Origin of the sequence: Lysinibacillus sphaericus (genome assembly GCF_002982115.1) — a bacterium.
Taxonomy (GTDB): Bacteria; Bacillota; Bacilli; order Bacillales_A; family Planococcaceae; genus Lysinibacillus; species Lysinibacillus sphaericus.
The window spans coordinates 4,565,938-4,582,407 of sequence record NZ_CP019980.1; the positions used below are offsets into that span (position 1 = coordinate 4,565,938).

Genomic DNA, 16,470 nt, shown 5'->3' on the forward strand with positions numbered 1-16,470 from the left:
TTTTCGCGGTCGTTATTTAAGAAGTTTGTGATACTTAATGTTGCGTCGTCTTAGCGACAAGTAATAATTTATCACGATTCTAAGATCTCTGCAAGTGTTTTTCTGCAAAAATATTATTTCTTTAAAAAAACGTCATTAGTAAGCTATTATTAGTAGTTTCTAGCTACGATGTTTTTACAATTATTCTTGCTTTGAAAACATTGTTATTACTATACCTCTGTTTTTGTCATTTCTCAATAAAAAAAGAGACCCTTTTCAACAAGGATCTCCTTTTTAATTATTATTTCGTTATGTGGCGCATTGTTGGGAATAATAGTACATCACGAATTGATGGTGAGTTTGTAAGAAGCATGATTAGACGGTCAATACCAATACCTAATCCACCTGTTGGCGGCATACCGAATTCTAAAGCTTCAATAAAGTCATTATCCATTTCGTGTGCTTCGTCATTGCCCGCTTCTTTCTCAGCTAGTTGCGCTTCAAAGCGTTCACGTTGATCGATTGGATCATTAAGCTCTGTGAATGCATTCGCATGCTCACGACGTACGATAAACAGCTCAAAACGATCTGTGAAACGCTCGTCCTCTGGATTTTTCTTCGCTAAAGGAGAGATTTCTACAGGATGACCGAATACAAAAGTTGGCTGTACTAGTGTTTCTTCTATTTTTTGCTCGAAGAATTCATTAATAATATGACCGACTTCATGCGCAGCTTTGACTTCTACCCCGTGTTCTTTTGCAAGTGCTTGCGCTTGTTCCTTCGTCATTGGCTGCCAGAAATCAACGCCTGTAGCTTCTTTAACCGCATCTACCATATGAACACGTCTCCAACCTACAGCAAGGTTGATTTCATCTTCACCGTATTGTACGGATGTTGTGCCAAGAACTTCTTGTGCTACATGGGCAATTAAGTTTTCTGTTAATGACATGATATCTTTGTAGTCTGCATATGCTTCGTACAGTTCAATCATTGTGAACTCCGGATTGTGACGAGTTGAGATACCTTCGTTACGGAATACACGGCCAATCTCATAAACTTTTTCTAGTCCACCCACGATTAAACGTTTTAAGTGCAATTCGATAGCAATACGCATGTATAATTCCATATCAAGTGCATTATGGTGAGTAATGAACGGACGAGCCGCTGCACCACCGGCAATTGTATGAAGCATTGGTGTTTCTACTTCTAAGTAGCCTGCATTATCTAAATAGTTACGAATTGCACGGATAATTTTAGAACGCGTAATAAATGTTTTTTTGCTATCTTCGTTTGTCATTAAATCTAAATAACGTTGACGGTATCGTTGTTCTACATCTTGTAAGCCATGGAATTTTTCAGGCATAGGACGTAGCGCTTTTGTTAGGAACGTAAACCCTTCAGCCTTCACTGAAAGTTCTCCCACTTGCGTACGGAATACGTTACCACGTACACCTACGATATCACCAAGGTCAGCTTGTTTAAATAAGTCATAAGCTTCTTCACCAACATGATCCTGACGAACGTAAATTTGAATTTGTCCACCTAAATCTTGAATATGTGCAAAGCCAGCTTTCCCTTTACCGCGCTTTGTCATAATACGACCTGCGATAATCACTTCTTGTAGGTTTTCTTCTAGCTGTTCTTTTGTTTGATCTGCAAATTGTTCGCGCACTTCTGTAGAAAGATGTGTACGCTCAAATCGACTACCGAATGGATCTTGACCGTTCTCTTGAATAGCAGTCATTTTTTGACGTCTCACCAATAGCTGATCATTTAACTCTTCTATGTTTGACACTTATTTCACTCCTTATTAAATTGTCCGCGTTTACGTCCATCTAACACCGCGGTTTGTTAATGTATTTGATTGTAATCTGTTTCAAATATAACAATACTTAATAAGTATACAACAGAGTTTTGTTTTTTGCTGAAATTGATTGTAATTTGTTTATGGCATCGTTTCGGCATCATTATTTATTTGTTACTGACAACACTTTCCAATATTGATACAATTTAATAGAACATATACACGCAAAGGAGACTACTTTACAATGAAGAAAACTTTAATTTTTAGCGCAGCGCTAGTATTAAGTTTAGGCTTAGTAGGGTGTGGTACGGATTCGGCAAAAGAGGATAAACCTAAAGAAGAAACTGCTGTATCTACTGAAGAAAAGACAGATACATCTAAAGAAGAGAAAAAAGATGCAGATAAAAAAGAAGATAATGAATATGAAGATAAAGACATTAAAGGTATGGATACTTATTCCGAAGAATTAAATATTAGCGGACAATCTGGACCATTGAAATACAATATTGAAGAGGTAGTGTTGAAGAAACTAACTCCAAAAACTGAAGAAGCTGCTGATTTATTCAGTGTTTCGGTAGGAGAAGAAGTGAATTTAATTACAATCTTTATGAATGGTGAAAATACATCTACAGAGGATATGAGTTTTTATCTTGGGCAAGCAACCATCATTACAAATACAAAAGAACAATTAGAACCTGATATGATTCTATCTGAACATATAGAAGGTGATTATCTCGGACAAGTAAAACAAGAAGGTTATAATGTGTATGTTTTAAAAAATTCGAAGGTTGAAGATTTAAAAAATATTGAAATTCGAATTGATGCACCTATAAATTCTAAAATGGATAACCAAGGCGAAAATATTATTCAAAAATTCGAGGTAAATAAGAAATAAAATCGGGTCACTCATTATTTATCAAATGAGTGACTTTTTTGCTCGATTCTTCTATATTGTTTACCTTTCGACTTCTTCTTCACCAGCTATTATATTTCTTAATTTTAATAATTGATTAATTACTACATCTAAACTCTCAACTTTATTAAAACCAAACGTAACAGGAGCATCATACAAACTTAACTTTTCATCTTTTTCTAATTCTGTGCCAATCGGTACAGGGTCAATCTTAGTAAATTGAACAGCACCTGTTTTTAGCTTTTTATTTCCAACTATACGAACACCTATATCTCCATCTCCAAATAATATTTGAACAGAACTAGTTCTTAGAATCGGCATTATTATTTATCTCCTTTAAGTACTTAAATATCAAATCTTCTGTCTGGGTTTTTAACGCTTGCTTTGCATAACGTAATTCAACATCTTCGCCAGGGGTTTTTAAAACCACATCACTAAAATATTGGTCAATGTGAATCCATTTCACCACTTCGATTTTTTGTTTAGCTAACATGCGTTTTTTATTGAAATAATCGCTTCTTATATTTTTTAATAGGTCATCAACTATTTTTATATAAACTACTGACATCTTTAGATTTCCTAGTGCATCGTAATCATTCTGCAACGATTTTACTGCCATATCTAATAGGATAAATTCATGTACATTTCTGCGCTCATCAGGCTTAATCATCGTCGTCTACCAATAACGCTTTTTGTATCATATCAAAGGTAATACGCTTGATTGATAGGTCAGAATCTAAAAGTAACTCCTTTTTATAAATATCTGCCCCAGTAATCTTTCCAATTTCATCATATAACTTTTGGCTTTTCCAAAGTGTGAGCTTAATTAGCTTTTGCATTTTGAAAGCTCGTTGGATTGTTTGTTCAATTTCTTCAAGCTCCCATTCAGTCAACTCGCGCTTTTTTTCGTAAAACTGCTCCTTTTTCCACTCCTTGAGCTGAACTAAATGTTCTGGCAACATTAATGCTGTCCATTTCATATTTCCACGGTCATTTAACATCATAATCACACTCCACAATTATTCAACATCAGATACTTTTAAAATATCTAAAAAATGTACTTTATGGATGCCCATATATCTGTCTTTTATGTGGATTAATTTTGTGTTAGCGTCCATGTTTGCAACTGTACCTTCTAAAGGTTCATCACGTTTATAGATACTAAAGGCTTTGATCTGTTTTTCACCCATTGCTTCAGTTAATACGTTTGCGATTTCCTCTAAATCAAATTCATCTCTCTCTGGGTGTTTTGGTTCTTTCTTTTTAGTAGGTGTTTTAGTTTTTGCCATTTTAAATCCCCCTCCACAAGAACGTTTGTTTGTATATATTATAGAACTAACGTTCTGTTTTTGGCAATAAAAAAATACCAGGCTCACAAGTTTTTGTGGTTGCCTGGTATTTTTACAACTTATAATGTCCGTTTTACAACCGAAATGAGTAATCCTAAAGCTTCACCATCAGTCATTGAACCAACTCTTTCGCTATGGTCCACCTTCAAAATTCCTTTTTGATACGTTTCTTTTAACAATCCTTTTAAATCCTCTTTAGCTGTTGATGTTAGTGTGTTTGGCACTTTTGGTTCCTCCTTTTGTTGAATTGTATTTTTCGGCTTCATTGCTTCTTCAATTCGTTTTAAGAAGCTATTCCAGCGGTTTTCACTTAGTATTCGATGCGGACAGTACTTTCCGTTCCAATCTTGATGTTTTTTAACTCGCTCAATGCCCCAACCATACTCTTTAAGTAGTTTCGCTATATACTGTACAGCGTTTTCCTCTGCGGCAGCATAACGGGCACCACCACTTTTGCTATAACAAATTTCAATACCAATTGATTTACGATTACCGTTGCTCTGTCCATCCCCACAATGCCAAGCGTTACGGTTAAATGGGATTGCTTGAATTACTTGTTTATCATCAACAGCAACATGATAGGATACCTGATTGTTGTTGGTAATCATGTATTTAATTTCGTTGCTTGCAGAAGCATCATTTGCGGTATTGTGTACCGTAATGTACTGCGGTGTCATAGAATAAGGCGTTTTTATAGGATACTTACTGGAAGGCAATAGGTTTTGTATGAAAATGTAACTCATTTGCTTTCACCCTCTTTTTCATGATTATTAAAAATTTCTAACGCACGTTTTACTGGTCCTGGCATGTCCAAACCCAATTTGGCACTATTTTCACCTAAGCTCACAATTTCGTTTAAGATAAATAAAATCGCTACAGCATCGGGAATAATTTGACCAATTGAAAAGCCTTGGTCTAGAAGCACTAAATAAATTAAGTTAGCCACTACTATCCAAACCCACATCATGCCCTTTTTAATAATGCCTTGGTAGCCTCGTTTACTATTAATAGCTCCCCAATTGGCAGCCATACCGGTTAAAAAATCAAGGATGTTAAATACTAATAGAACCGTTAGCAATAGCCCCCAACCCCCAATTAAAAACGATAAAGCTCCTCCTAATACTGATACAAAAAATCTTTCCATTAATACACCATCCTTTGCCCTTTTTATAAATAAACTAGCGCCATGAGAAACATCGAGAATCAGTAACATGTACCGTTGCCCATCTCGATTGCTCTCACAACGCTAAAAATTGCATAAAAAATAACGCTAAGCCTATGCTTGCGTTTGCTGTGAGTCAATTTCTTTTAATAGCTGTGTATATTCCTCATCTTTCAATTGGTTATTAGCGTAAAAAACATTCACTTTATTCTGCATAGCAGCCTGCTCATAACGTTTACGCTCAATTAAAAACATACATATTTCAAATACTGTCATTTTAGTTTCCTCCCAATCCTAGCTCACTACGAGATACTAGGTATTCAGTGTTTAATAATGTTTGAGCCTGCATTTCTTCAACTGTTGGTTGTGGTTCGATTGGTGTTGAATCGGGTACAAATTCATTTATTAACACATGAGCAATCGCTGACGCCGTTGCGCCGTCTTTAGTGTATTCAATAACATGATACCCATCCTTATTGTATTCACGTAAAATATTACTCATACAAATATACCTCCCTGAATCCTGTAGCTGACTTGTTGACTTGTTGCCCCAGTAACGAATATCTCTAATGAGTTTTTAAATTTTATTGGTCTGTTAATCCACAACATGCCTATTCCGCTTGACGTATCAGGAGCGTAAGTACCTGAATTTGTTACTACAGCTGCCAAACTCGAACTATTTATATGTGTTACCATAGAAGTTCCAGATGGAGATAAATATTCACCACTTGGTGATACACCTTGTACACTAGGCAATAGGGCTGGTGTTTTAACTAATGTAACCCCGTCCACCACTATACTTATACCAGAACCATAACTCGTATACGAGATTGCAAGATCTAACAGTCCAGCACCACTTACCTTATAAACAGAAATCCATTTTAGGTCACCTATTCCTTGTACATATTGTGCAATTTGAAATGGCAACAATTTTCCTACTTCGAATGGCGAGTCCATTCTTCCAACATTGGCATTTACGTTTTCCACACTTTGCGCTAATTCATTTTGTTTTATGTTAATTCCATCCACAACACCACGAACGCCCTCGATAGCAGTTTTTATCGCTAACTGTAATGTTTTTGTAGCTACTTTCAATACATCCATCTACAAGACCTCCTCATAAATAAATTCTGGCTCTCCATCTACGGTTCGGAATCCCCACCTATACCACTTGCCATTGTCGAAAAATTTATGAGGCATAGGATCATCAAGATGATTGTTAAGATTTTGTTTCAAGCTATTTACTAGTTGTTCTAATGCTGACACATCACCGTTTTCTATAAGATGATTAATAGCCAAATAGATACGATTAAAAAGCCAATTCATATGTTGCGCTGATGGCTTCATACCTGGTTGCCACCCTGTAGTTTTTAAACTTTCTGGCGGTTCTACGCCTTGATTTAGCCATATTGGTAATTCATTTACCATAATGTCTCACGCTCCTTAAATAGGTAATTCATTATCTTGGGAAGGTGTATAGACAGCACCGTAATAACCCCCTATAACCTCGTTGTTTATGTCTCCTAAACCTTTGTTGTTGTCGATTGAGTTAGTTATATCACCAAATTCAAAAGTACCAGTAAGTTCGATTACTCCGACCTTCACTCCTGCGGCTACTGTACGTTGAACAATTCGAACAAAATTAGTCGGGTCTAGGCCTGCCTCATTCAATTTTGTAAGTGGTAGCTCGATAACTTTAATCGCTGCTGGTTCAGGTTCTAAAGGATCATTCCACTTCTCTTTTATTTTTATCATTTTAGGCTCTACTGATAATGCAATAGCTAAGACCTGTATAATAGTATCAATCGTTCCATCACTTAGATTTCTAGCTATTTTCGACTTCAATAGTATTCGATATACTTCGTCATTAGCTACACCACGCGGTTGATTTACGTTTTGACCAATCAAATCAAGTCCTACACCTTCAGCGTCGTCTATGTTGCGCCATTGTCTTATACGGTCGTTAGTATCTTTGACCTCTTGTGCCTCTGTTGCAAAGATACTCATTAGTTTAGAAATATTAGAATCTGGCGTTTTATCAAAGTAATCCGCGAATTTTTTAACGATTGATTTTGTACTAAACATTAATTGTCACCTCAATGTGATTGAAGTGTGTTTGAGCAACTTCCTGCAATCCGATTATCACGTTTGAGTCGCTGTAATTAATTCCGTCATTTGATACTTCAACAATTACATCCTCTATGCCATCAACGCTGTATGTTTTTGCGATTAAACGAGACACTACTACATCGTCACCCATGTTTAAACCAGCGTAAGTATTGTTATTAGCATCTGTGCCTCCAACATATTTGATAAGCGCTGTTTTGATTTGATTAACTCCGTTAGATGTAAATGATGTATTGGTTATAACATTCACTTTGATATATACATTTACTTCATTAGCTCTTGTAAATCCGATTTGTTTTACTTCCCCACTCAAATCAAGAACATCAACATAAGTTGTGCCATAAGGTTGTATCCCTCCAGCTTTCTTTTCATGTATTGCCTTTGCTATTTCTTCATCACTGCCACCTAGTACAAAAGCTTGAATTGACCTAGGTGGTGTACCGTATTGGTCTACCTCATCTTTATAATTTTCAATAACCTTTGCTGCTCGGATACTTGAAATTTTTAATAGATTGGTGCGTATTGCTGCTGTTGTAGCCGAGCCAATACCTTCGACAGTAATATCAGCTCGTTCTCTAGCCTCTGCATCGGTTTCTTTTTCTCGTCCACCGTTGGTTTTTAAAGGGTTATTTACACGTATAATGTCTGCATCAGGATTTACTATTTGAGTAATCGTATTTGCTCCAACATTGCCCCTTGCGCCAATTTCATAGGCCACTATATCTACTAAACCTTTACCTTCTTCATTAAGTGTTAAATCATACAGTGTTTCAAAATAAATATCGTTTTCTGTAGACACTAAAAAACCACTTTCGATAAAGTGGTTAGGTGTGCCAATAACTTCAATTTGTCCATAAGAAAAATCAGCTAAATTTCGTGTTATACCTGCATACGGAAGCAACATGTCTAATTGATTACCTTCTGCGGTCTTTCGATAAGCACTATGGTAAACATCTTCTGTATCTTGCCAAAGCAGTGAGAAAAACCACGCCATAATGCGAATGATAATACCCAATACTGACCGTTCTGTAGTATTAGCATCCGCACCAAACTTTTCTTTTGCTTTAGCTGACATACTATCAACTAATTCGCTGTATGTTTTTCTTTTAAAACCTGTCTTATCCAGCGCCATCTATAACCACCTCTTCATTTAAAACGGTGCCATCTATTAGTGTCACACTATAAACAATCACACGAATTCTGTTAGCATCGTTTATTTTTACACTGTTTATTTCACTAATCCGTTCTTCTTGAGAAAGCACACGCATAACCTCTGCTCTCGCTTCATCTTTCGTTGATTTTTCTAATACACGTTTAAAATCAAGTCCTGCTGCCTCATTTAAGAACCACTCTTTCAAGTTAGTACCTAATGATATAGCAATACACTGTGCGACCTCTTTTTCACCTTCATCTAACTTGAAATCACCATTTTCAAAAAGTAAGTCTCCGTTTAATAGTGCTAATGTTTTCACTAAAACACCCCCACTATTACTGCATCGTGAATATCAAACATTCTTGCTGTTCCTGGATAAACATTTTGTCCGTTTTGTGCTTCATCTATAGCTCGCTGGTTAAATATCACTTGAACTATATCGCCATTTTTTAAGTCTGGAATCATTTCAACTGATTCTGTAAAAGTTATTTCATTATGCACATGCTCACCTGTACCTGTATATTGCGGATGAGGTGCAGTATCTGTTGTTATAGGAATTGGTTGATTATTATGCACTTTATAACGTTGGAAAAGCACTGGTACATTTTCGATAGGAGCCAAAGAACTTTCATCTTGTCCATATTCTTTCACTTTGAATAATGGCTGTATCTTAGCTCTTCGTTTAGTTTCATCATAAGCAAGGACTTTACAAGGCATGGCTGTATTTAAGTTCATATATACTCCATGTTGAAGCGTTTTAAAAAACTCGGTCATATTCGTCATAGTATCGCCTCCACTTCTGTGTAGAATGAGTTACCTTTGCAAATATGCTTACCTTTTTTCACACGCACTTTGCTTTTTGTAACGATTGATTGAAGTTCGATGATTGACGCTGTATTCATTCGGTGTTGTAACAATGACTTTGCTTTATAACCTTTCATTACTATACCTTTACGTTCAGTTTCAAAATATTCTGGTGAATCAACAAGACCTGTATCAGGACTAAGAATGAATCGGTGGTTATCACCTTCTGTAATTGGCCTAATATATGTTTGTTGTCTAGAAATGTAAGCAGACGCTCCACAATCATTCGCAACATCTTGTATTTTTTTGAATATCTCTCCGTTAATAGAAAAGCCTTTATCATACAATTTGTTTTTCGGTAATTTAAGTACGGCCACTTTCAACCCTAGAGCTTTAACCAAATCCTTAATGATAGCATCAGCTTTTATTTTGCCTTTATAAGACCGTTGCAAAGTCTTTTTTACATTGAAAGAATAAGTGTCTATAACTTTTATAACTGTTGCTCTATCTGCTCCTAATGGCGTTGTAGTAATGCTATTTATTCGACCATTAAGAATTAACCCTTTGTCCTCAACATAGCCAGCAGTTATTGAAATGACCTCACCGCGTTTTAATTTATTCCTAGTTGATTCTGATAAATTGTAGATAGTGATTTCACTGATGTTTGGCTCCAAATCATCATCAAAAGGTACTTCAAACTCAATGTCTAAATCTGTATTATTAAACTTTAAATTGCCTGTTACGACCTCTACATATCGTTTAAATAATTTACTCATTGTTGTTCACCAACTTTAAAAATACTGTTTTATTCAAATTTGCAAATGTCACACGAGTTTCTTTACTTGATGGATCAATTGGAATAATATTCGGTGCTGGAAAGCGATTATCGAACACTTCATTAAATAAAGGCATAGCATAAACAAGCTTTTCACCTTGGACTAACATCTCTCCATCCTTTTGTAGGTCTAGCGTGAAGTAATCGTGTAAATCATTGTATCGAATTTCGATTATAAATAATTCAGCGCCCAGTTCCACCTCGAATCGATAGGGAATGAGCGCTTTTTCTATTTCTATATATTCAAAGTCAAGCATTGTTACACCACCCTTAGTTTTACGCCTACAGGAATTTTCTTCGGATCATAACTGTTCCACTTTTGTATGTCTTGCCACTTAGTACCATACTTTTTGCCAAGCGAAGAATACGTGTCGCCTTTTTTAACGACATGATATACAGGTGATTGTTTTTTATTTTCCGTTTGTTTGCGTCCAGCTTCAGTAACAGGTGCTGTAGCTGCTTTAACTTTGGGGTCTACATAAGATGATTGAGCAATACGAACTTCTGTTAAGGTGCAACTGAAATTATATCCATTCATCACTTTGGAACTGGCTTTAATAGATAAACCACTCATGAGCAAGTTCTTATAGATTCGACGTCCTTCATAAGTCACTAGTTGACCTTTAACCTCGATACTTTTCAATTTACTTATGAGTGATTCAACTCGCTCGTTCGTCGGACGTATTAAAAGGCCTGATAACTTAACAACTTCTGGCTTTCGCTCGATGTGATCTGATAGATTAATCCCTTTTTCAACTTTATGGGTAGGGATGTCAACGTTAAAATCAGCATCTTCACTAACGACATGTATTAACAAACCATTCAAGCGCGCTTTACCAACTAATTCTTCTGCCATTGGCTATCCCTCCCTAGATACTTGCATTACACTTAATAAATCACCAAATCTTTCTTCTAAAACATCCTTAACACTATAAGCCGTCTCTTGAGAGTTTTCGCTTCCTTGTATAATAATTGTAATAGGTGCAGAAATTTTGGAATTATTACTACTCGTTGAATATGTCGTTTGATAGCTTCCACTGTCGTTTTCACTTAAATCTAGTTGTGGACTACTGCCATCACCTTTTAATACACCAATATCTCGCAATGTGTTTGATTGGTCTGCGGTTAAAACAGCTTCATCTTTGTGTAATTCGGCAGCATACCCATCAAAAGGAACTCTACCCAATCCAGTTGCGTGTGATCCGTTAAACAAGCCTCCAACCGTACTAGCAGCACTCTTGATTTTTCCACCTATATTAGACATCCAATCTGGCACCTTGACATTAGCGAACGCATCAACTAAATTTTTCACGTATCCAATAACATCTGATACTACATCGATGATTTTACCAAACGCTTTAACTATAGCATCAAGAATCGGCTTTAATATAACCCACATATTAGAGAAAATGCTCCCTATTATCGGTATCAAAGGCGCTACAACGTCGTTAATCAAGAACATAATATTGTCACCGATTGTGGAGAGCAAATTTTTCAACGGTTCTAAAATAGGCTTAACAACCGACCATACTTCGGAAATAACCTTACCTAGTATCGGCAACAATGGTATTACGACATTGTTTATTAGAGAGCTAATAATATCGTATACACTTGTAACCAACTCAACGATAATTGGAAAAACCGTGCTAAAAATATCTTGCAAAGTTGGAAAAATCGAAATGAATGTATCTACTAATGTTTGACCTAAAAGTTTTAAATTGTCTAAAAAATTCCCTAGAGTCGGTAATAAAGCTTGTATAAGCGGCTGAATAGCTGGCATCAAATACTCCATAAACGCGCCCGCTAATTGCGTAATCCATCCACTCAATTCACTAAATAACGGTGCTATATTGGATGCAATAAACCCTGTTAATAGTTGCAATCCGGCTAAAACAACCGTTCCTAGAGGTGCTAATGCAACGATAACGTCACCGAGAACACCAAACACATCACCTAATATGCCCATTAATGCTGGACCATTTGTTTTTGCGTATTCTATAAATGTCTGGAACCCGTTAGAAGATGCTAGACTTCCAGCCCATTCACTGAATCTAGCAGTCATCGATAGTAACCCTTCTTCTATTTGTGAACCTACCGGAGAAAATGATGCTAACATTTTAAAAATACCGCCGAATAAATTTCCGAAAATGTGAGCGAAATTATATATTGCACCTGCTGCATGGGTTTCTAACCATTCAAAAAAGCCCTTTAATCCTCCACCCACTACAGAATTATTCATTTCATCTAATAACTCATTAATTACCGCAGCCACGCCACTAATGGTTGGTTCTAATCCAGTCAATATGCTCTTCACTAGACTTAACCCTTTTGCAAATGCATCGAATATCGGATTTTCGAATTGTTTGGTGAAATCCCCAAAAAAGTCTTTGAATTCTTGTAGTTCTTTCAATGCTCCACGTTGAGACTCACTCATGTCATCGTATACAGCGGCTAATTCTTTTTGTGCTGCTATCCGTTCTTTTGCGGTGTCTGCGTTTGCTATTTTCTCCTCAATCTGGGCGACTTGATCCGCACTTTCGAATAAATTAGTCATCACTGGAACAGCGACTGCCCCTAAAGCAGCTACCCCTAGTCCTGCAGCTAAAAATGATGCTGCCAAACCTCCAACTAAAACAATTAATGGTGCCAGAATAGCGAGAATACCACTTAAGGCACTGGTAACACCTACACCCATCGCAATACCTTTCATTCCAGCCAATGAAAATGAGTTGCCCATCATTGACGTTGTGACAGTTGCTATCAACTCATCTTCCGCTAAATCATTCACATTTCTACTAGCCTGTCTAGCGTCCCTTGATAAATCATCTAATTCTTCTGCCGCGGACCTAGCATTCCTTTCAATTTCATCTAATCCGCTAGAATCAAAATTTCCTAAAGACCGCCTTATTTCGTTAATAAGCTCATTTAGTTCATCTAAGGGACCGTCGTCAATTTCCAATCCGATTTCAACGAATAAATCGCGCACACTACTCATTTACTCGCCTCCCTCGCTTGCTGGATTTTTTCAATGTGAATATCTAACGCGGCATTAGCTTCACGAAGTTCATGCTGTGTCATTTGTTGTACTTCTTCGTATGACAATACTTTTTCTACGACTGGACGCCACATAAGCCATCTACTTTCAGCTTTTAATCGATAAATTGAGTCATCATATTTATCGAAAAAGGAATTTAATAGCTTCTTTCATTACTTCTGTGAATACTTTCATAGACTCGAAGTTTTCTTCGAAATATGTGAAGTTTACTTTTTGAGGTACATTGTCAACTTCAACAAAAACAACATGTTCCATGATTTCCGTATAGAGTTCTTTGTCCGACATGTTCCCGTTTGTGTCTTTTGCTCGTTCTCGTAATTCCAAAGTTGATTCTAACCCTGGATGTTGAAAAATGAATGTTTTCTCCGAAATTTCTTTTTTCATTTGTTTGTTTTTCATAGCCATTTTGCGTCTCTCCCATTCTTTTCGTTTTAAATGATTTGTAATGTGATTTTTTTTCATTGCAAATTAAAAGAGTGAGCACGGGGCCCACTCTCCTTTCTTTTTATTTAACTTGGTAGTCAAATACTTTGATTGTATAAACACGGTTGGCTACAGACTTACCATGCTCGATGTCCGGAACCTTTGTAATCATTGCCTTTGTGCCACCTACAACCTCTTTGATTTCGTTGTTACTGTTCACCCAAATAGGGAACATTGTGCGTTCGTTTGCAAGTTTGTTGAGTGTCACAATAGATGGTGATGTTTGATTCAGCGTGATTTCTACTGTACCTAATGAATCACCATTGATTGATACAACAGCATCACCTTGAGCTGAAGAACTTGCTTCGAAGTTATCGTTATCCTTTGAGCACTTAACCATAGCTCCATCAGCATAGCCAGTTAAAATAATTCCATTTGCTGTCGTTGTAACCTTTCGCGCATCGTATGTGCCGATATGTCCTGTCATTTTAATTCCTCCCCTACACTAAAATATCACCGTGAATTGTAGCTTCGTGGATAGCTCCTGCTAGCTCAAAACTAAACGATAATCCATTGTATTTACGTGCTGCCCGATCAGATGCTAACACTTCATTTCTACCTTTTGTTGTGATTGTATATAAATATTGACCAGCATCATCAGAAGCGATAATTCCGTTTTGTCCTGCTATTTCTAATGAGGTGCGAACCACATTTTCAATTTGGGCAATACCACTGTCTGTGTAAGGAATTTTTGGATTAGTTGATAACAAATACTGAACCTGTTGTTCAATATTCAATTTAATCCAATCTTTACCGTGAATGACGTCAATGAATTCGCCACTAATCATCTTACCTTCACTTGTTTGGTCAATACCAGCCTTTGTTACATAAGCAAAAGCACCGTTAGTATGGATGTTGTTTAATTGCGTCGGTGTCAGGTCTTGTGGTGTTACAAACTTGAGTGTTTTAAACTTCCATGAAACGGAACCTACTGGACGTGAACCAACTTGTCCTACTAATGCTGCGTGTGGTAATTCAGCAATCGTATTGTGTTGGATAACAAAAGTGCGGTCATACTTGCCTGCTTTTAAAAGCAATAAATCTTGCTCATTATCAACTATATGAGCCGCCACTTTTAAAGCCTTGGCTTCAACTGCATCGCTAATTTCTTTGTAGTCGGTTGCTGTGCCAGTATCTAGCATCACAAAGTACCAATCATTATAAAAATAGTTTTCTAATACTGATACTGCTGTAATTGGGTTTTCTGCCACTGTACTGTATGTTGCGATAGCTACTTTGTCAGGTCGGTTATCTCCTTGTGCAAAGATTTGTTTAGCGATTTTATAACCATCAGATGTATCACCCAATGCCTCCTTGATACCATCTAAATCAAGGTATTCTTTGTAAGTACTTTCTCCGGCTTTATTAGCTAGAATCAACGGTGTACCTAGCCCGATAAGTGCTGATGGCTTCTTAATGTCAATCATGACTGTAACGTCTTGTAATGGCATTAAATCCCCTCCTTAATTTCGATTTTTTCTATGGTTCCTGATGCATCGATGCTTTCTATCACATCAATATCAAATGACTCTCGACCACGTACACGTAAACGAACATCAAAACCATATCGACGTTCATATTCAATATTTAAAAAAACATCACGATTCGTTATAGCCAATGCTTCAACGACTGTGATGTTTACATCTGATAAATCTATATTTCCTTTTCCTAAAAAATAAGCTCGTGCTTTGTGTGATAAATCATGTGCTTCTGATATATCTTTAGCATGACAAGTAATAGAAACGACTAATTCAAGGTCTTGCTCTATAACGCCAGTAGCATCACCTTCAACTGTTTCAGCGACTTGCCCTACACTTTGTCCAGCAGTGGTGAATTTAAGGGCAATAAATGGGTATTCAGGTTGTTTTGCTGTTGTCTCTGCTGTAATTGTTGTGGCTCCTGTGTAACCTCTCAATCCCTTGATGATTGGTTGACGTATTTCAATTAACTTAATCAAATGAACTCACCCCTTTGGCCACATAGCGATAAAAGTCACCGAATGTCGTGAAATCAATGCTTGTATCAATTTTGTACTTCATTCCTTTGTGCTCAAACTTATCATCGTGTTTGAAAGGTGTCAGTGAATATACTTGCCTGTCAGATTGAGTTACAACACCACCTAGTTGAGCTATCGTTTTCACATCAAACGGAATTACAACACATGTTCTATTCTCTGTTATACGCTCGCCTCCAACACACTCACCATCATCGTTCCATACACCTTCCGTTACGCCTATAATGAATGGCACATCAGTGCTGTACTTACGTATCAAACGAGTAAAGTTGTATATGCTCATTCAATATCGACCTCCATTTTCCCAATGAGACCGCCACTCTTAACAAGAGGATTACTTGAGCCTTTTTGTTCAACAGTAAACGGATGATTGACTGGATTATCAAGATCGATTGCATGCTCTTGAATTTTACCTTTCAACTCATTAGCTAATTGCTCGAAAAACGTTTCAACTGATACATTACCAGCAATCACCTTATCAATAAGTTGCTCTGCTTTCCTTTGCACATCTCTTTCGTGTAAATCAGCACCCGTTCGCATAAACGAACGTTCTGGAATTATAATGTGAGTAGTATCAGCTTTTAAATGTAATCCTTGCGAAGATAAGTAACCTCGCATCTTATCAGTGACTTCGATTCTTGCCCCATATTCATGTACAGATGCAATCATTGCAAGCTCACTATCTTTTATATAACCTACTTTAGCTTTTTTATTGCGAGCTCTTTGTAAATCTCTTTTGATTTCAGGTATACGGTTATCATCGCGCATGTTTATTCGAATCCTTGCCATACA

27 protein-coding genes are annotated in these 16,470 nt (G+C 36.8%); 1 reads left to right on the forward strand and 26 read right to left on the reverse strand.

Going from position 1 to position 16,470, the window contains the following annotated elements:
- Window positions 1–280 precede the first annotated feature (280 nt).
- Window positions 281–1,774, reverse strand: a complete 1,494-nt coding sequence (gene lysS, locus LS41612_RS22320; RefSeq protein WP_024362690.1) for a lysine--tRNA ligase — start codon at window positions 1,772–1,774, stop codon at window positions 281–283.
- Between the two features lie 253 nt (window positions 1,775–2,027).
- Here lysS and LS41612_RS22325 point away from each other — a divergent pair, with 253 nt between their 5' ends.
- On the forward strand, window positions 2,028–2,678 hold the full coding sequence (locus LS41612_RS22325; protein ID WP_024362689.1) for a hypothetical protein: 651 nt from the start codon (window positions 2,028–2,030) through the stop codon (window positions 2,676–2,678).
- A 60-nt stretch (window positions 2,679–2,738) separates the two neighbouring features.
- Here the strand turns inward: LS41612_RS22325 and LS41612_RS22330 are convergent, their stop codons facing one another.
- From LS41612_RS22330 to LS41612_RS22440, 25 genes are all read right to left on the reverse strand, one after another.
- Window positions 2,739–3,017, reverse strand: a complete 279-nt coding sequence (locus LS41612_RS22330) for a hypothetical protein (RefSeq protein WP_024362688.1) — start codon at window positions 3,015–3,017, stop codon at window positions 2,739–2,741.
- Window positions 2,998–3,366 carry a YhjD family protein gene (locus LS41612_RS22335; protein WP_024362687.1) on the reverse strand — a complete coding sequence of 123 codons (369 nt, stop codon included), beginning with the start codon at window positions 3,364–3,366 and terminating at the stop codon, window positions 2,998–3,000. The genes LS41612_RS22330 and LS41612_RS22335 overlap by 20 nt, the downstream gene beginning before the upstream one ends.
- The gene (locus LS41612_RS22340) at window positions 3,359–3,700 is read right to left on the reverse strand and encodes a YolD-like family protein (protein ID WP_051147739.1); all 342 of its coding nucleotides are present in this window, start codon (window positions 3,698–3,700) and stop codon (window positions 3,359–3,361) included. The genes LS41612_RS22335 and LS41612_RS22340 overlap by 8 nt, the downstream gene beginning before the upstream one ends.
- Before the next feature lie 15 nt (window positions 3,701–3,715).
- Window positions 3,716–3,985: a YolD-like family protein gene (locus LS41612_RS22345; RefSeq protein WP_024362685.1), complete on the reverse strand. Its 270-nt coding sequence runs from the start codon at window positions 3,983–3,985 to the stop codon at window positions 3,716–3,718.
- A 119-nt stretch (window positions 3,986–4,104) separates the two neighbouring features.
- Window positions 4,105–4,788: a peptidoglycan recognition protein family protein gene (locus LS41612_RS22350; protein WP_024362684.1), complete on the reverse strand. Its 684-nt coding sequence runs from the start codon at window positions 4,786–4,788 to the stop codon at window positions 4,105–4,107.
- On the reverse strand, window positions 4,785–5,189 hold the full coding sequence (locus LS41612_RS22355; protein ID WP_158694870.1) for a phage holin family protein: 405 nt from the start codon (window positions 5,187–5,189) through the stop codon (window positions 4,785–4,787). The genes LS41612_RS22350 and LS41612_RS22355 overlap by 4 nt, the downstream gene beginning before the upstream one ends.
- Before the next feature lie 132 nt (window positions 5,190–5,321).
- Window positions 5,322–5,483 carry a hypothetical protein gene (locus LS41612_RS23265; RefSeq protein WP_158694871.1) on the reverse strand — a complete coding sequence of 54 codons (162 nt, stop codon included), beginning with the start codon at window positions 5,481–5,483 and terminating at the stop codon, window positions 5,322–5,324.
- 1 nt (window position 5,484) lies between these two features.
- Window positions 5,485–5,709 (reverse strand): hypothetical protein, encoded by a 225-nt coding sequence (locus LS41612_RS22360; protein WP_024362682.1) that lies wholly within the window; start codon window positions 5,707–5,709, stop codon window positions 5,485–5,487.
- A complete protein-coding gene (locus LS41612_RS22365; protein WP_024362681.1) occupies window positions 5,706–6,311 on the reverse strand; it encodes a hypothetical protein in 606 nt (201 codons plus the stop codon). Before LS41612_RS22365 ends, LS41612_RS22360 begins: the two co-directional genes overlap by 4 nt.
- A complete protein-coding gene (locus LS41612_RS22370; protein ID WP_024362680.1) occupies window positions 6,312–6,635 on the reverse strand; it encodes a hypothetical protein in 324 nt (107 codons plus the stop codon).
- Between the two features lie 15 nt (window positions 6,636–6,650).
- A complete protein-coding gene (locus LS41612_RS22375; protein WP_024362679.1) occupies window positions 6,651–7,292 on the reverse strand; it encodes a DUF2612 domain-containing protein in 642 nt (213 codons plus the stop codon).
- Window positions 7,285–8,466 (reverse strand): baseplate J/gp47 family protein, encoded by a 1,182-nt coding sequence (locus tag LS41612_RS22380; protein WP_029747236.1) that lies wholly within the window; start codon window positions 8,464–8,466, stop codon window positions 7,285–7,287. Before LS41612_RS22380 ends, LS41612_RS22375 begins: the two co-directional genes overlap by 8 nt.
- Complete coding sequence (locus tag LS41612_RS22385; protein WP_024362677.1) at window positions 8,453–8,806, reverse strand: contractile injection system sheath initiator; 354 nt, start codon at window positions 8,804–8,806, stop codon at window positions 8,453–8,455. Before LS41612_RS22385 ends, LS41612_RS22380 begins: the two co-directional genes overlap by 14 nt.
- Window positions 8,806–9,270: a Gp138 family membrane-puncturing spike protein gene (locus LS41612_RS22390; protein ID WP_024362676.1), complete on the reverse strand. Its 465-nt coding sequence runs from the start codon at window positions 9,268–9,270 to the stop codon at window positions 8,806–8,808. Before LS41612_RS22390 ends, LS41612_RS22385 begins: the two co-directional genes overlap by 1 nt.
- Window positions 9,267–10,067 carry a phage protein gene (locus tag LS41612_RS22395; RefSeq protein WP_024362675.1) on the reverse strand — a complete coding sequence of 267 codons (801 nt, stop codon included), beginning with the start codon at window positions 10,065–10,067 and terminating at the stop codon, window positions 9,267–9,269. Before LS41612_RS22395 ends, LS41612_RS22390 begins: the two co-directional genes overlap by 4 nt.
- Entirely contained in the window at window positions 10,060–10,383 is a 324-nt protein-coding gene (locus LS41612_RS22400) for a phage baseplate plug family protein (protein WP_024362674.1), read from the reverse strand. The genes LS41612_RS22395 and LS41612_RS22400 overlap by 8 nt, the downstream gene beginning before the upstream one ends.
- Window positions 10,384–10,385: 2 nt before the next feature.
- A complete protein-coding gene (locus LS41612_RS22405) occupies window positions 10,386–10,982 on the reverse strand; it encodes a LysM peptidoglycan-binding domain-containing protein (RefSeq protein WP_024362673.1) in 597 nt (198 codons plus the stop codon).
- 3 nt (window positions 10,983–10,985) lie between these two features.
- On the reverse strand, window positions 10,986–13,121 hold the full coding sequence (locus LS41612_RS22410; RefSeq protein WP_024362672.1) for a phage tail protein: 2,136 nt from the start codon (window positions 13,119–13,121) through the stop codon (window positions 10,986–10,988).
- Window positions 13,118–13,255 carry a hypothetical protein gene (locus LS41612_RS23395; RefSeq protein WP_162832717.1) on the reverse strand — a complete coding sequence of 46 codons (138 nt, stop codon included), beginning with the start codon at window positions 13,253–13,255 and terminating at the stop codon, window positions 13,118–13,120. The genes LS41612_RS22410 and LS41612_RS23395 overlap by 4 nt, the downstream gene beginning before the upstream one ends.
- A gap of 46 nt (window positions 13,256–13,301) precedes the next feature.
- Complete coding sequence (locus LS41612_RS22415; RefSeq protein WP_137034875.1) at window positions 13,302–13,586, reverse strand: hypothetical protein; 285 nt, start codon at window positions 13,584–13,586, stop codon at window positions 13,302–13,304.
- A 100-nt stretch (window positions 13,587–13,686) separates the two neighbouring features.
- Window positions 13,687–14,091, reverse strand: coding sequence for a phage structural protein (locus LS41612_RS22420; protein ID WP_024362670.1), 405 nt, complete (start codon window positions 14,089–14,091; stop codon window positions 13,687–13,689).
- A 13-nt stretch (window positions 14,092–14,104) separates the two neighbouring features.
- Window positions 14,105–15,115, reverse strand: a complete 1,011-nt coding sequence (locus tag LS41612_RS22425; protein ID WP_024362669.1) for a DUF3383 family protein — start codon at window positions 15,113–15,115, stop codon at window positions 14,105–14,107.
- Complete coding sequence (locus tag LS41612_RS22430) at window positions 15,115–15,621, reverse strand: phage neck terminator protein (RefSeq protein ID WP_024362668.1); 507 nt, start codon at window positions 15,619–15,621, stop codon at window positions 15,115–15,117. Before LS41612_RS22430 ends, LS41612_RS22425 begins: the two co-directional genes overlap by 1 nt.
- Complete coding sequence (locus LS41612_RS22435; RefSeq protein WP_024362667.1) at window positions 15,614–15,961, reverse strand: hypothetical protein; 348 nt, start codon at window positions 15,959–15,961, stop codon at window positions 15,614–15,616. Before LS41612_RS22435 ends, LS41612_RS22430 begins: the two co-directional genes overlap by 8 nt.
- Window positions 15,958–16,467, reverse strand: a complete 510-nt coding sequence (locus LS41612_RS22440) for a hypothetical protein (protein ID WP_024362666.1) — start codon at window positions 16,465–16,467, stop codon at window positions 15,958–15,960. Before LS41612_RS22440 ends, LS41612_RS22435 begins: the two co-directional genes overlap by 4 nt.
- Window positions 16,468–16,470 lie beyond the last annotated feature (3 nt).